This window comes from Aureisphaera galaxeae (genome assembly GCF_028561275.1).
GTDB lineage: Bacteria > Bacteroidota > Bacteroidia > Flavobacteriales > Flavobacteriaceae > Aureisphaera > Aureisphaera galaxeae.
The window spans coordinates 150523-165378 of sequence record NZ_JAQQTF010000006.1; the positions used below are offsets into that span (position 1 = coordinate 150523).

Below are 14856 nucleotides of genomic sequence, written 5' to 3' on the forward strand. Positions count from 1 at the left end.
GTATGAGCAAGGTAATAGCACACAGTTTTTTTTCTGAATTCGACATCAACCTTTTTAAATCGGGTAAGCACTATCGATTGTACGACAAATTGGGAGCTCACCTCACCGAATTAGAGGGAGAAAAGGGCGTATACTTTGCCGTTTGGGCACCTACCGCCAAGGCTGTTTCCGTGATTGGCGATTTCAATTATTGGATTGAAGGGGAACATCCACTAAACGTGCGATGGGACGAAAGCGGTATTTGGGAAGGGTTTATTCCTGGGGTTCAGAAAGGAAGCAAGTACAAATACAAGATACATTCGCACAATAACGATATTAAAACGGAAAAGGCCGATCCATTTGCTTTTCGATGCGAGCAACCGCCCAATACGGCTTCCATCGTTTGGGATCATACCTACGATTGGAAGGATGATGCTTGGATGAAGAAGCGCAAGAAGACCAATCAATTGGATCAACCGTTCTCCGTATACGAAGTCCATTTGGGATCATGGATGCACAATACCACCGAAAATAGACCCCTCTCCTATTTGGAATTGGCTAAATCGCTCACGGAATATGTAAAGGAGATGAACTTTACCCATGTAGAGTTCATGCCTATTATGGAATATCCGTACGATCCTTCTTGGGGATATCAACTTACAGGTTATTTTGCTCCCACTTCCCGTTTTGGGAAGCCCGAAGATTTTATGCTGCTCGTAGACGAACTGCATGCCAATGGTATTGGAGTTATTTTGGATTGGGTACCCTCCCATTTCCCAGAAGACGCCCATGGTCTAGGCTTTTTTGATGGTTCCCACTTGTACGAACATCCCGACAGACGCAAAGGGTATCACCCCGATTGGAAAAGCCTCATCTTCAATTACGGACGTAATGAGGTCCGTTCTTTCCTTATAAGCAATGCGATTTTCTGGCTGGATCGCTATCATGCCGATGGATTGCGTGTAGATGCCGTGGCTTCTATGTTGTATTTGGACTATTCCAGAGAAGATGGCGAATGGGAACCCAATGAATTTGGTGGAAGGGAAAATCTAGATACCATTTCCTTTTTCAAGGAGCTGAATACCGAAATTTACTCCAGTTTCGAAGGCGTACAAACCATTGCCGAAGAATCAACCTCCTTCCCCATGGTATCGAAACCTACCTACATTGGAGGGCTGGGCTTTGGTATGAAATGGATGATGGGATGGATGCACGATACCTTGGAATACTTCAAAAAAGAACCCATTTATCGAAAACACCATCAAAATGACATCACTTTTAGCATGACTTATGCTTTTACTGAAAACTTCATGCTTCCATTAAGTCATGACGAAGTAGTATACGGCAAGCACTCCATTTTAGGGAGAATGCCGGGTGATGAATGGCAACGATTTGCGAATCTTAGGCTGTTGTATTCCTATATGTACACGCATCCAGGGACCAAATTGCTATTCCAAGGTGGAGAATTTGGTCAACACGAAGAGTGGAACTTTCAGCAAAGCCTCGATTGGCATTTATTGGAACACGATTACCACAAAGGAATTAAAGACTTGGTTTCCAGCTTGAATGCTTTGTACAAAAAAGAAAAAGGATTACATGAAAAGCAGTTCGATGCCGCTGGTTTCGAATGGATCGACTATAACGATGCCGAAAATAGTGTCCTTGCCTATTTACGTAAAGGAAACGATGAAAAGGACACGGTAATGGTCATTTGTAATATGACTCCTATGCCTCGAGAAAATTATCGCATTGGACTTCCCGAAAAAGGAAAATACCGTCTTATTTTCAATAGCGATGATGCCGAATTTTTGGGTAGTGGATTCCCAGTGAAAAAGCAATATACTTCCGAAGATGTTCCTTGGCAATTTAGGGAGCAATCTGCCGTTTTCAATCTTCCTCCATTAGCGATGATTGCCCTAAAAAGGGTGATTTCGAAAGAAAACGGTTAACGAAATCGATTTCGTCTGTTGATTACTTTTTTGAAATAGTTCTATTGCTTACGTTTGTTTTTGGCCTAGAAATACTTCATTTGTAAGTGGCCCTATGTAAAGCGGAAAAACTATGATTATAAATACCGAATTGGAACAAAAAGGAAATCAATTTCCTTCCCAGATAAAAAGCTTCACCAAGAAAAAAGATAAATTCCTTATTGCGACCGAAAATGAAGTACTATTGGAGATCACCGTAGTACGAAATAGTGTATTTCGGTTTCGTTATACTTCTACTGGAAGTTTCCCCAAAGATTTCAGTTATGCTATTGCCGATGAAGCCGTTCGCGGATACAATCAGCTGGAATATTCGGAAGAGGATACTTACTACGAGATCAGAACTTCCAAGTTGGTGCTTCAAATTCAGAAAGCCAACTTAAAGAAGACCATCTACGACGTAGATGGACAGCTTATCAGTGAAGATGAATTGGGATTCCATTGGGAATACAGTTATGAGCACGGTAGCGATATCGTAAAAATGAGCAAGACCGAGCAAAAAATGGAATGCTACTACGGTCTGGGAGACAAACCCATGCACCTCAACCTAAAGGGTAAGCGCGTTGAAAATTGGGTGACGGACGAATATGCTTTTGGAAAAGACCGAGATCCGTTATACAAAGCGGTTCCTTTCTATGTAGGGCTGCACCACGATATCTCTTACGGAATCTTTTTCGACAATACCTTTAGAACCTATTTCGACTTTGGCCATGAACGCAGAAGTGTGACCAGCTTTTGGGCACAAGGAGGAGAAATGAATTATTATTTCTTCTATGGTCCAGACATGGAGCAGGTAGTAAAGAACTATACCGATCTTACCGGAAAACCAGAATTACCGCCGCTTTGGGCCTTGGGATACCACCAAAGTAAATGGAGCTACTATCCAGAGGAAAACGTAAAGGAAGTCACAGCTAAGTTCAGGGAGTTGAATATTCCATGTGATGCTATCTATCTAGACATCGACTATATGGACGGATGGCGCTGTTTTACTTGGAACAAGGAATACTTCCCCGATCCTAAGCGGATGGTGGACGAATTGGCGGAAGATGGATTTAAAACCGTCGCCATCATAGATCCAGGAATTAAAATAGATAAAGATTATTGGGTATACCAAGAAGCCTTGGAGAACGACTACTTCTGTAAGCGCGCCGACGGTCCTCTTATGCGCGGAAAGGTATGGCCAGGAGAATGTAATTTCCCAGATTTTACCAATCCGAAAGTACGTGAATGGTGGAGCGGACTTTACAAGGAATTGATAGAAGATGTAGGCATCGCGGGTGTTTGGAATGACATGAACGAACCTGCGGTAATGGAAGTACCGACCAAAACCTTCCCCTTGGACGTACGTCACAATTATGACGGAAATCCATGCAGTCACAGCAAAGCCCATAACATTTATGGGATGCAGATGGCTAGAGCTACTTACGACGGGGTAAAGCAATTCGTATATCCCAAAAGACCTTTCATTATTACGCGTTCGGCCTATTCGGGAACACAGCGTTTTTGTTCTTCTTGGACAGGTGATAATATCGCTACTTGGGAACATTTATGGATCGCCAATCAACAGATACAACGTATGTGCGTTAGCGGAATGTCCTTTATAGGAACCGATATTGGTGGTTTTGCAGAACAACCTACCGGAGAATTATTCTTACGTTGGATTCAATTAGGAATTTTCCATCCCTTCTGCCGCGTGCATTCCTCTGGGGATCACGGCGATCAGGAACCTTGGTCTTTCGATGAAGATGTAACCGACATTACCCGTAAGTTCGTGGAACTTCGCTACAAGCTACTACCCTATTTATACACAGCCTTCAAACAATATGTAACCGATGGAGTGCCTATTGTAAAGCCCTTGGTATTGTTCGATCAAAAAGATCATCAGACGTATTACAGAACGGACGAATTTCTATTTGGGGAGCATATCTTGGTGTGTCCTATCCTAGAGGCCAACGCCAAGGGACGACGCATGTACATACCGAGAGGGAAATGGTACAACTACTGGACCCATGAGATTGTAGATGGAGGTAAGGAACAATGGGTAGATGCCGATATAGATAGCATTCCCATGTTTATTAAAGAAGGAGCTGTGATACCCAAGTACCCAGTACAGCAATATGTGGGTGAAAAGGAGTTCGATGAAGTAGAACTGGAAGTATATTACAAGGAAGGCCGAGAAGATTCCAAGTTCTATGAAGATGCCCACGATGGATACGACTACAAAAAAGGACGCTACAGTTCCAGAACCTTCAAATTAACGGGTAAGAAAAATGAATTGATCATTCAGCAACACAAAGAAGGAAAGTATGTTACGCCTTATTCCAAATTTAAATTGGATTTAAAGCGTTTGCCGTTCACGATTAAAACCATCGAAGTGGACAATCAGGAAACCGCTTTAAGTGAGCTTAAGGTAAACGGAAATACTTCCTTGGTAGTGGATAAAAACTTTACCGAACTTCATATCATCGGAGAGTAATCTAAGCCGTTTCTCCCTTTCTTCGGGTAGCTCTGAATATCATAAAGCCACCGGTGAAGAACATAAGTAAGCTATATACAGCTGGAGCTATAGCGAAGGCAGTATTGTTCAGTAAAACTACCGCTACGGTGATGGCCAAAGTTCCGTTCTGTATACCTGATTCTATGGAAATGGAAACAGCTTCTGGCTTTGTTAGCCTAAATAGCTTGGCAGAATAGTACCCTACAAACATGGTAATAGCGTTAAGTGCCAAGGTCGCGAGACCTGCCTGTTGCAAATAGGAAACGAAATTATCTTTCTCCTTTATTACAAGCCCTATAATGATGAGTGCCAATACGACACCAGACCCAATTCGCACAGGACGTGCCATGTTATGGGCAAATTTATTTCTGTAACGGCGGACAAGCATTCCCACACAAACAGGTATCACCACAATGATCAGAATTTGCAGAATGGTTTGCAGTACGTCCAATTGAATGAACTGCCCCTGCTCACTAAAATATTCTAGTGCAAAATTCACCAAAAATGGAATGGTCAAAATCGTAATCAGGCTACTCAATGCAGTCAAGGTCACCGAAAGCGCTAAATCCCCTTTCGCCAAATGCGAAATGAGATTGGACGTAGGCCCACCGGGACAGGCTGCTAAGATCATCACCCCAATAGCGATGTCCGCAGGAAGATTAAGGCCTACGGCAATACTAAATCCTATGAGTGGAAGTAATATCAACTGATTTATGAGGCCAATAAAAATTGCCTTGGGATAGAAAATTACACGTCTAAAATCTGTGGTGGTGAGGGATAAGCCCATCCCAAACATAATAATGATGAGGGATACGGCTAAGATAATGGTTGAAGCCTTGTCCATGTTAAGTTGATTAGTTTTACGGGGAAAGTTACTTATTTTATACTAGATGAAAACGAAAAAAACGGCCCTTGGGCCGTATGCTTTTGAAAATCAAGATCCTTTTTCCTTCTTCAGTTTTCGTCGAATCTTATTAATGGCGGACTCGATAGATTTCTCGGGTTCAATCACATTGTACGGACCCCAGAATTCGGGATCAGAAAATCCTGAAACTGCATCGGCAATAATCACAGTGGGTTTTAATCGATCCTTAATGAGTGCTACTTTCCCAGTAGGATTGGTCTCCCAATCGGTAACTGCCATTTCACTGGAAAGGGAATAATGCGAATTGAACCACTTGCGCCGTTTGCTTACTTTAAAGGCCAGCTGCACACTTCCATACCCATAATACCATTTACCATTCTTTTCACGGTAGTCCACACGATAGGAGGCTCTTGTAGGGATTACATTCACATCCCGAGGTTTGCGTTTCACAAACATTTCGCTTGCCTCTCTTTCATTTCCTATGATAAGACTGTATGACGCACTGGTAAGGGCCAATGTTTCTGCGTCTATAAATAGTTTTCCTTCATAACCTGGCGGAGGTATTTCTTCTTTTTGCCGAAAACGAACCACATATACTGGCTTATCATTTACCGTAGAAGGTGCTGCAAAAGTGAAGTCGTAATAGCCAATGGATCGATCGGTAAAAATATATTCGGGGTATTTCATTACATCGATATACAATACTGAAAAAGGCCCTCCCTGTAATTTAAGAGCTACGGTATCCAAGCGCTTGTAATCCGTACTCTTTCTTGCTTTGTGAAGTTCTAGCACGTCCTTTTTTACGGATGCATTGGGCTGTTTGTAAAGATTGATTACCGCTTCGGTAAGGGACACATTTCGTTTTCTCTTTTTAATAGTCTCCCTGTAAAATGCGGTCATCAATACATCCTCCCGTAGGTTGTTCTTGGCTTTATCTGCGAACACAGCGCGTACTAAAGCTTCTGCACTACTGTAGGCTGTTAGGTTCACTTCGGAAAGTTCGGTCACCATGGGTGACAATTTAATTTTCGCAAACCCTTTTTCCAATTCGGTAAGGGCTAATTCTACCGATTGGTAGCCCAACGAAGACACGATTACTTTATCTGCGGTAACATCGGAAGAAATCTTGAGCGTGAACTCACCTTCCGCATTGGTTATAGTACTCACATTGGTGCCTTTAAGCCCTACATTGGCAAAAACCAAGACATCATTTGTTTCTGTGTCGAATACCTTTCCGTGAAATTCTTTAAATGTTTCTTGTGCCTGCAATGGGAGTACGAAGCAAAAAAGCATCCCAAACAGGCCTATTTTAAAGTTATTTAAAAATCGATTAGCCATTTTCATGATATACCACTTTGATATTACTTCCTTGGGAGGTTAATTCCTAGAGGATTACCCCAAGATACAAAATATCCATAAGTGTAAGACGTTAAAATGGGGCTCAAAATAAAACGAACGTCCCCATTTTATGTGATTTGATCGAAGAGTCTTAGGGTTTTTTTAACATTTCAAAAAAATGCTATATATTTAAGACTGATATAACTAACTACCCAATACTAAATGTTCCGTTTCATCCCCGTGGTGGCAATATTACAGGTATATTGCCTCTACCACGCATATAAGAATCGCGCCGATCAGAAGTGGTTTTGGTTCATTATCTTCTTTCCCATCATAGGCGGTATCTTTTACCTGTACGACCATTTTTACAACAGAGAAAACTTAGAGTCTATATCTGAAGGCTTTAAAGGCATTGTAAACAGCAATTACGAAATAGAGAAATTAGAAAAACAGTTGGAAATGACCGATAGTGACCTCAACCGGACCAATTTGGCCGATCACTATATGGAGGCTGGACGCTATCGGGACGCCATTAAACTGTATACATCCTGCGTTGGTTCCAAACCTGAACAACAATCCCACATCATAATCCCCTTAGTCTTTGCCCATTATTACTGTGGGGAGTATTCACAATCTGTGTTATACGCCGAAAAAATCAAAGACTTGAAAGAATTCAAAAAAGCCCCCGAAAAGGCAGGTTACGCCTGGTCGTTGTATCATATGGGAGAACGACGAAAAGCCGAGGAAGTCTTTCTAGAAATGGATTCCATGTATTCCAATTATCCGCAACGATTGGAATACGCCAAATTCCTAAATGAGATTGGGAGCACTTCCGAATCGTTGAAATACCTTCAAAAGCTTTTATCGGAATTTACCAAAATGCAACCTCAAGAGCGTCGTGACAAACGACTCATTCACAAAGCCATAAAAAGTTACAAGGATAAACTTTCCAAAGGAAAGGTGGTGGAGGGTGCTACTATGGTCCTATAGGTTTTTTGGAGTTGATTTTACTGGGGTCCGTGTAGGAGGATTCAACATATTCTTTTTTTTGCTACCTTTAGAAGACTAATAATCAATCCAATGTAAAAATGAACCCAGCCGAAAACACCCCATCTCCCTTCCATTTCGAACTCTCCGCCAATGGTGAGCAAACCACTTTTCAGGCGGTAGACGGTATGGTTACCGAAGTCGTACTTAAAAACAGCCTACGAGAAGGTGAAAACCCCTTTCGCTATCGTATCCCATCCCTACCCAAAGGGAACCTTCAATTAAAAAATGGATCCACCCAACCCAATTCAAAATTGCTCCAATGGTGTGCCGTTTGTCAAAACCCAGAAGAAGCCACTCCTAAAAGCGACGCTACCTTACGTCTTAAAGACGCAAAGGGCAATTCGCTGGTAGAATGGACGCTTCATAAAGCCCATGCGGTGAGCAATAAGAGTGGCCAAGGTACAGGCAACGGAAAAATTGAAAGTCTGGAATTGGGCTACTTGTTCTATTCTCTTGACAAAAAATAGATCCATTTCTCTATAGGTGTAACGATTATTATTACCCGAGTACTTATTGGGTAAACTTCTACTTTTTTATGAACAGCAATTTTGGATTATCGATTGCTATAGGGGCTGGAATCGGTACGTCCATGGGTGTAGCCTTTGGTAATATCGCCGTGGGTGTGGCGCTCGGAGCCGGTTTAGGAACCGCATTAGGCATTATTTTAGGGCAACAAAACAAAAAGGACAACACCAAGGATTGACGTTTGCAGGATCATTCCATTTTAATTTTATCTTCTACCGCTGTTAGAATTGTATTCACAAAAATGGAATTGATAAAAGGTTTTAAGATATAGCCGTTTACAGGATAATTTGGAATCTCCTCTTGGATTTCCTGAACGGAAACTGCCGTGAGCATGATAATGCACACATTCGTGTCAAACTTTCGAATATGTTCACTGGTTTGGTAGCCATTTAGGCCCGGCATATTCACATCCATGAGAATACAATCGTAGGACTTCTTCTCAGCCATTTCTATGGCTTCGAATCCCGAAAGTGCCGAAGTACACGTCCCCCCGTTTTTTTGAACGATTTTCTGGGTAATCAACAGATTTATCTTGTTGTCGTCCACTACAAGTATATCTAAGTGCTTCAATGGCGATTCGTCGAGGTCGTCCATTCGTTTTTCGAACAGCACTTTCTTTCGGAAATTGGTGTAGAAATAAAACTTGGACCCTTTCCCCAATTCACTTTCCACATGGATGGTACTCCCCAGTATCTTAAGGAATTTTAATACTATGGAAAGGCCCAATCCTGCACCCCGTTCTAGATCATATGTATGTTTTACTTCTTGATGGTATTCTTCAAAAATAAGCTCTATTTGTTCTGGAGAAATACCACAACCGGTGTCCTCTACTTCGAACAGTACGCTAATTTCATGTTTTGATTCGGAATTGTTTGTAATGGATACCGTAATGGTTCCGTTCTCGGTAAACTTGAGCGCATTGGACAAAAGGTTCACTAATATCTGAGAAATCTTCAGGGAATCCCCAAATACCTGTTCGGGTAGCGAGGAATCGTAATTCAACACCAAGGTATTTTGTTTCGATTGCACTAAGTAGTTGAAGCCATCCATAATATTATTTACCAGTGTATCCAATTGAAAGGAGACATTATTGACGTTGATCTTTCCCGATTCAATCTTATCCATTTGAAGCAGGTTGTTGATCAATGCCAACAAATAGTTTCCCGAAAATTTGAGGTAGTCGGTATATTCGGCATGCTTGTTTTTATTATTGGCATCCAGTAGTAGATTGGAAAGTTCAATCACTCCATACAGAGGGGTTCTTAATTCATGGCTTATTTCGGAATAGAACTTAGACTTAGAAGCGGCCAACACCTCTGCCCTACTTTTTGTTCGGACCAATTGTACATTTTTCCGTATCAATAGAATAAATAATAGCAGCAATAGAATCACGAAAAGGGTGAGGAATATGACGAATCGTTTTTGAAAGTCCTGTTCTTTTCTCATGAGTGCCAATTCTTTCTCGGTACGCTCTAAATTGAATAGGGCTTCGGCCTCTTTACGTGTGCGGTCCTGAATTCCAAGGATAAGCGAGTCCTGTAAGAGAATGATTGAATCCTTAACCATGGTCATCTCCCTATCACTGGCATATGCCTTGGTTAACTTTATTTTGTAGAGTTCGATAAGGTCGGGTAGCATTTTATTCCTTTTTGCCAATGAAACAGTCATCATAAAGTGAGCTTCAGCCTTTTCCTTTTGACCTGTACCCAAATAACTCTCGTAGAGATTCTGATAAATTCCCTGTTTATATAAAGTATCTTCTGTTTCGGAAAGGAGCAGTGCTTTTTCAAGATAAGATATGGCTTGGGGATATTCTTCTTTTAGCATATGGTTATATCCCAAATTATAATTGGGAAGGAATCGATCCTTTTCAGTCCTGGCATACATAAAAGCCTTTCTATAATGTGCGATGGCTTCCTCATAATCTCCCATTAGGCTATACACCAGTCCAATATTGTTATATGCGAACATCACTTCGCCAGAATCTTTGCGCTTTTCACTTATCTTCTTATAACTATCAAAATAATGCAGGGATTCCTCGTATTTTTCTAAATAAGCGAAAGAAATACCGAGTATATTTATAGCGTCCGATTCTTGTTTTTCAAACCCATACCTTGAGGATACGGTCAACGCCCACTCAGCAATGGATATGGCCTCTGCCAATCGATCGGAATTCGCAAAATCGGCAGCCTTTCTCAATTCACTTCTTATAGAGTCACGTATAACGGTTTCTTGTCCATTAAGCGTAAGGGAAATGAGACAAACAAACCACAAAGGAATTAACTTAAAGTGCGTGGGAATCCCCAAATATGTCATGTACGTAGCCTCCATTCTTTTTTTCATATAATCATCTTTTAGGCCCGAATGGTCTTAAAAGCCATTGGGCGATACATTCTTCAGATCCTTAAGGACCATCCTAACTAAATGGGGGGTTAAAGCACTGGGAATCCAATGCCTTTGAAATTTAGGAAAAAAGTGACTCTTTTTTTCTTAAAATGAAAGCGAAAAATCGTCTTATTTGGTATCCTTCTGAAAATCAATAACATCAATTTTACTTTTTTCAGCAAGATTCCGAAAGTCTCCTAGTTTTCTAAGAATTACTTTTGTGATACTAAGCCTTTTGAACAAAAATGACACAAGGAACCAAAGAGCGATATCTGGAAAGTCTCACTATTGTTACCGAGTACATTCAAAACCACTTGGATGAAAAATTAAACATAGAAGAACTTGCACAAAAGACCCATGTCTCTCCATTCCATTTCCACCGGATTATGAAAGGCCTATTGGGTGAGCCACTCGGTAGCTACATCAATAGAATACGTGTAGAAACGGCAGCACGTCTATTACGATATTCAGATTTAGAAATTAAAGAAATTGCTTACCGCATTGGCTATGATTCACCCTCCTCCTTGAGCAGTGTTTTTAAGCAATATTACCAGATTACCCCTTCAGCATACAGAAAACAAAAAGGCTTTTCGATTATGAAACCACTCGTTCGCAATAAAGACATCACATTAAAAGCACCGAAAATTTTGGAAATGCCTGCTCAAGAAATTCTTTTCGTGAGAATTACAGGACCTTATGGCAATCCCGAATACGCATTGGCATGGCCAAAACTTTGGGGGCAGGTGAAGGAGCAGAAGCTATTCACCAAAGGCATACAGAGTTTCGGAGTCTGTCACGACGATCCACATGTAACGGAACCCGATAACATACGTTACGATGCGTGTCTCACCATTCATAAACCGGCCAAAGCCAAAGGTGAGATCGGTGTAAAGACCTTAGAAGGTGGAAAGTTCGCCGTTTTCCTCTATCAAGGAAGCTACGAATTCCTTGGAGATGTCTATAACTACATTTTCGGGAATTGGTTATTGGAAAGTGCATTCGAATTGAGGGAGGAGCCTCCCATGGAACGCTATATTAGCCATCCCGAACGCACTGCCCCCGAAAAGCTAAAAACCGAAATCTATATTCCAATTCAATAGAAAACCTCCACATCTCTTGCCCTCAAGGGTAGGCAATGCGACATGGAGGTCAAGGTTAGCTAGAATCACAATCAATGAAAACTCTAAACTAGAGGAACAAGGTTCCCTTCATTGGTGAACCCCACCTAACTTGGTTTCGTACTCCTCAATACAAACCCCAGTTAATTTTTCATGAATCGATAGGAAGCCTTCTCCCCATCGATGGTTACGGTTAGGATATATACACCTGTTGATAAGTGGGAAACACTCAGGGAGCCTCTAGAATCCCCTATATTGTTATGAATTAGTTTCTGCCCTGAAATAGTGTAAACCTCAACTTCGTCTATACTGTAAAGAGCGGAAATAGTGAGTGTCGTATTTGTTGGATTGGGATACATTTGGAAATTGGCAAACGTATTGTCCTCTACAGAGAGTGGTGGTTTGGTTGGCCCCGTCCATGCGAACTGCAAAGTCCCCCCGGGTGAATCTGCACCGATAGCTCCAATAAATGTCGTCCAACCCGTAACTGGATCTACCTCCCGTAATTCCGACTGGAAGGTGTCATTGTTAAAAGCAGACATATAGAGGATACCATTCGTGCTATCAAAGCCCATTCCTTGTCCAAAACTGGAATCGAAACCAATTGCCCCCAAAGAAGTGGCATTACCATTACTCAAATTGATACGGAACATAAAATCCGTGTCAATGTCATAGGCAAACCCTACCCCAGCGTTATCTATACCCAATGCGATACCCAAGGTCAATCCTGTGCCTCCCTTCTCTTCCACCGCCAAAGTGGTCGTGTTAATGGTAGAAATAGAAGTGCTCCCAGATCCATCGGTAGAAATACCGTACATCATATTGTCCAAAGGATTAAACTCCAATCCCGTGAAGTTTTCTCCGTTGGGTGCGGTTACCGTGCCCAGAAAAGTATAAATTCCGGTATCTGGGTTTACTTCATACGCATTCCCCGCATCATCGATCACAAAATAAGTTCCATTTACAGGGTTATATGCTCCGGCTCCTTCAAAATCGGCGGTACCTCCCGAACCTAATGGATTGAACGTACCGGGATCCCCAGTGTTGTAATGACCAAAATTCTCATTTACATTTTCGGGAGCGAACAGTTCTACGCCACCGCCAAGGTAGGTTTGATTTTGTGGTCTTTTGTCTTCAAAGTAGTTATCTAGCTGTGCAATTTCTTCCGAAGTGAATACATCCGTAATACTTCCCCTATGGTTTTGATCCAATCGGGAGAGTAATTCGTCTAAATTGCTTTCGGTTTGTGCGATACTGAAAGTGCCCATACAGAATAGTAAAGCACCAAAGAGTGTAAAAGTTTTCATCATAAAATTGTTTAGAGTTCACTCCAAAACTATTTCAAAATGAAGGCAATACAATATATTATGGGACGAGTGACATGAAAATGTTGACGAGTTACAAGGCCTCTTTTAATCGATTCCCGAAAGTACGGGAAACAGGGATCTCTATGTCTGGAAAAAGTATGACACGAGAACTGGTGGAAGTCTTGATAAAGTTCTTATTTATGACATAAGAACGATGCACCTGAACAAAATTAGGGGGTAAATCTTCTATAACGGTAGACAACACATTGCGATCTACAAAACGCTTATCGTCGGTATGGAATTCCACATAGTTTCGATCGGCTTTCATATACTTGAGTACATCTAAATAAACACGTTGTTTGTTATTCAATTCAATACTCTTTTTCGTCACCACTTCTTCTATGCGTTGTTTCTCTAGCAATACGTCTTCTGTCTTTCTTCGGGAACTTCGATATTTTCTGAAAATAATAATCGCAATTACACCTAACAACAACAAGAGTCCTGCCGTTAAGATAAGATTATTCCGTGCCGTGGTGTTCGACTTTGCCAAGTCGGTATTCTCCGATTCTAAGGCGGCCAATTCACTTTTATATTTCAATATGGCCGAAAAAGCCTGTTTTTGATGCAAGGAAATAATCCGATTGATCTCCGCCGAATAAGAAGTATACTTTAGCTCTTTCTGGGCGTCCTTACCTTTATAGAAACGTGCCAAGGAAGAATAGGAAATATCCAAGAAGTCTAAATACTTGGTGGTATCGACTTCTGCCAAATTCTGTTCTAGGCGTTCTGCATAATATTTTGAAGAATCTTCGTCCTTCACCGCCATCGAGTAATCTAACAGGTAGTTGTGGGCATTTAAGGCGACAAAGGCGCGTTTGGTTTGATATGCTTTCGACTTAAAGGCAAGGGTATGACTGCGGTAGGCATCCAGATCATTCGTTTCCTTGGCAATTTCGCAAAGGTGTTCGTATTTGGAAAAGGTAACGGGCAATGGTTCCGTATCGGAAATGGAATATAGAATCTCTTCGGCCTTATTGAATTCAGCTTGTTTTATATAAAACTTGGAAAGATACAGCTTGCCAAAGCCTAAAATAGAATTGAGTTGATTCCTCTCGGAATAGTCGATCACATAATTTCCCTTTTCAATAAGTTCATTGAGGTCCTCAGGCTGCATAGGCGATGGCAAGGAATTGTATGCGATGTCCAACTCGGTAATCAAGGCCCTTCCTACCAATAAACTATCATTGCTTTTTTTGGCTGCGGTAATTTCTTTCTGATTGTACTCGAAAGCCTTTCCCAATTCCCGTTTGCTGCGATAGGCATTGGCTATAAAGCCTAAGACTTTGGTTTGCATATTGTAATTGTCGGTGGAAAGCGCATCGTCGTAAATAGAGTGGTATCGTACGAGGGCACTATCTACTGCAATTTTGGAATAGCGCAATAGAAAACGGGTTTCCTTCAATCTAAATTCGAGGTAATCGGGATCGTTCGCGGATAGCTTATTCCGCTGGGCCCAGGCATTTCCTTTGACAAATGCCTCGGTAACGGCTGTAGTATCATTTTGTTGGAAAAGTAGGTCTACTTCCTTGTGAAATTGCTCAAAGCGATCCCCTCGCTGTGCAAATACAGCGAATGAAGTAAGCCATAAACCGAATAATAACCATCGCCTAAGTGCGAAAGCTTTTATCGCCGGGGTCCCTTGATTCATTGTCTGGTGGTAAAAGCGCTTTGCCTGATTTAAAATTAATACTTAAAAAGGGAAAAGCAAAGCCGAAAAGTAATCCATAAAAAAAGCCCGATGAAATTC

11 protein-coding genes are annotated in these 14856 nt (G+C 41.5%); 6 read left to right on the forward strand and 5 right to left on the reverse strand.

Annotated features, from left to right (window positions below; genetic code table 11):
* The first annotated feature begins 2 nt into the window (after nucleotides 1-2).
* Both glgB and POV27_RS11325 read left to right on the forward strand, forming a co-directional pair.
* Entirely contained in the window at nucleotides 3-1928 is a 1926-nt protein-coding gene (gene glgB / locus POV27_RS11320) for a 1,4-alpha-glucan branching protein GlgB (RefSeq protein ID WP_272862882.1), read from the forward strand.
* A gap of 112 nt (nucleotides 1929-2040) precedes the next feature.
* Nucleotides 2041-4440 carry a glycoside hydrolase family 31 protein gene (locus tag POV27_RS11325; RefSeq protein WP_272862883.1) on the forward strand — a complete coding sequence of 800 codons (2400 nt, stop codon included), beginning with the start codon at nucleotides 2041-2043 and terminating at the stop codon, nucleotides 4438-4440.
* Between the two features lies 1 nt (nucleotide 4441).
* Here the strand turns inward: POV27_RS11325 and POV27_RS11330 are convergent, their stop codons facing one another.
* Both POV27_RS11330 and POV27_RS11335 read right to left on the reverse strand, forming a co-directional pair.
* Nucleotides 4442-5305, reverse strand: a complete 864-nt coding sequence (locus tag POV27_RS11330; RefSeq protein ID WP_419179947.1) for a bile acid:sodium symporter family protein — start codon at nucleotides 5303-5305, stop codon at nucleotides 4442-4444.
* 90 nt (nucleotides 5306-5395) lie between these two features.
* The gene (locus POV27_RS11335; RefSeq protein WP_272862884.1) at nucleotides 5396-6670 is read right to left on the reverse strand and encodes a carboxypeptidase-like regulatory domain-containing protein; all 1275 of its coding nucleotides are present in this window, start codon (nucleotides 6668-6670) and stop codon (nucleotides 5396-5398) included.
* Nucleotides 6671-6886: 216 nt separating this feature from the next.
* On the opposite strand from POV27_RS11335, the gene POV27_RS11340 reads away from it, so the two are divergent.
* The 3 genes from POV27_RS11340 (at nucleotide 6887) to POV27_RS11350 (ending at nucleotide 8417) form a co-directional block, all read left to right on the forward strand.
* Nucleotides 6887-7654 (forward strand): PLDc N-terminal domain-containing protein, encoded by a 768-nt coding sequence (locus tag POV27_RS11340; RefSeq protein WP_272862885.1) that lies wholly within the window; start codon nucleotides 6887-6889, stop codon nucleotides 7652-7654.
* Between the two features lie 98 nt (nucleotides 7655-7752).
* Nucleotides 7753-8181 carry a phage tail protein gene (locus tag POV27_RS11345; RefSeq protein WP_272862886.1) on the forward strand — a complete coding sequence of 143 codons (429 nt, stop codon included), beginning with the start codon at nucleotides 7753-7755 and terminating at the stop codon, nucleotides 8179-8181.
* Nucleotides 8182-8249: 68 nt separating this feature from the next.
* Complete coding sequence (locus POV27_RS11350) at nucleotides 8250-8417, forward strand: glycine zipper domain-containing protein (protein ID WP_272862887.1); 168 nt, start codon at nucleotides 8250-8252, stop codon at nucleotides 8415-8417.
* A gap of 11 nt (nucleotides 8418-8428) precedes the next feature.
* Here the strand turns inward: POV27_RS11350 and POV27_RS11355 are convergent, their stop codons facing one another.
* Nucleotides 8429-10582 carry a tetratricopeptide repeat-containing hybrid sensor histidine kinase/response regulator gene (locus POV27_RS11355; protein WP_272862888.1) on the reverse strand — a complete coding sequence of 718 codons (2154 nt, stop codon included), beginning with the start codon at nucleotides 10580-10582 and terminating at the stop codon, nucleotides 8429-8431.
* Nucleotides 10583-10869: 287 nt separating this feature from the next.
* Between POV27_RS11355 and POV27_RS11360 the strand changes: the two genes are divergently transcribed.
* A complete protein-coding gene (locus POV27_RS11360) occupies nucleotides 10870-11724 on the forward strand; it encodes an AraC family transcriptional regulator (RefSeq protein ID WP_272862889.1) in 855 nt (284 codons plus the stop codon).
* Between the two features lie 161 nt (nucleotides 11725-11885).
* Here POV27_RS11360 and POV27_RS11365 read toward each other — a convergent pair whose 3' ends face one another.
* Both POV27_RS11365 and POV27_RS11370 read right to left on the reverse strand, forming a co-directional pair.
* Complete coding sequence (locus tag POV27_RS11365) at nucleotides 11886-13052, reverse strand: T9SS type A sorting domain-containing protein (RefSeq protein ID WP_272862890.1); 1167 nt, start codon at nucleotides 13050-13052, stop codon at nucleotides 11886-11888.
* 88 nt (nucleotides 13053-13140) lie between these two features.
* Nucleotides 13141-14757: a LytR/AlgR family response regulator transcription factor gene (locus tag POV27_RS11370; protein ID WP_272862891.1), complete on the reverse strand. Its 1617-nt coding sequence runs from the start codon at nucleotides 14755-14757 to the stop codon at nucleotides 13141-13143.
* Nucleotides 14758-14856: the final 99 nt, after the last annotated feature.

What these genes read in the sequence shown, in the direction of transcription:
- POV27_RS11370 (WP_272862891.1), bottom strand. Translation starts at nt 14,757, where the DNA reads ATGAATCAAGGGACCCCGGCGATAAAAGCTTTCGCACTTAGGCGATGG.
- POV27_RS11355 (WP_272862888.1), bottom strand. Translation starts at nt 10,582, where the DNA reads ATGAAAAAAAGAATGGAGGCTACGTACATGACATATTTGGGGATTCCC.
- POV27_RS11345 (WP_272862886.1), top strand. Translation starts at nt 7,753, where the DNA reads ATGAACCCAGCCGAAAACACCCCATCTCCCTTCCATTTCGAACTCTCC.
- glgB (WP_272862882.1), top strand. Translation starts at nt 3, where the DNA reads ATGAGCAAGGTAATAGCACACAGTTTTTTTTCTGAATTCGACATCAAC.
- POV27_RS11340 (WP_272862885.1), top strand. Translation starts at nt 6,887, where the DNA reads ATGTTCCGTTTCATCCCCGTGGTGGCAATATTACAGGTATATTGCCTC.
- POV27_RS11335 (WP_272862884.1), bottom strand. Translation starts at nt 6,670, where the DNA reads ATGAAAATGGCTAATCGATTTTTAAATAACTTTAAAATAGGCCTGTTT.
- POV27_RS11350 (WP_272862887.1), top strand. Translation starts at nt 8,250, where the DNA reads ATGAACAGCAATTTTGGATTATCGATTGCTATAGGGGCTGGAATCGGT.
- POV27_RS11325 (WP_272862883.1), top strand. Translation starts at nt 2,041, where the DNA reads ATGATTATAAATACCGAATTGGAACAAAAAGGAAATCAATTTCCTTCC.
- POV27_RS11365 (WP_272862890.1), bottom strand. Translation starts at nt 13,052, where the DNA reads ATGATGAAAACTTTTACACTCTTTGGTGCTTTACTATTCTGTATGGGC.
- POV27_RS11360 (WP_272862889.1), top strand. Translation starts at nt 10,870, where the DNA reads ATGACACAAGGAACCAAAGAGCGATATCTGGAAAGTCTCACTATTGTT.
- POV27_RS11330 (WP_419179947.1), bottom strand. Translation starts at nt 5,305, where the DNA reads ATGGACAAGGCTTCAACCATTATCTTAGCCGTATCCCTCATCATTATT.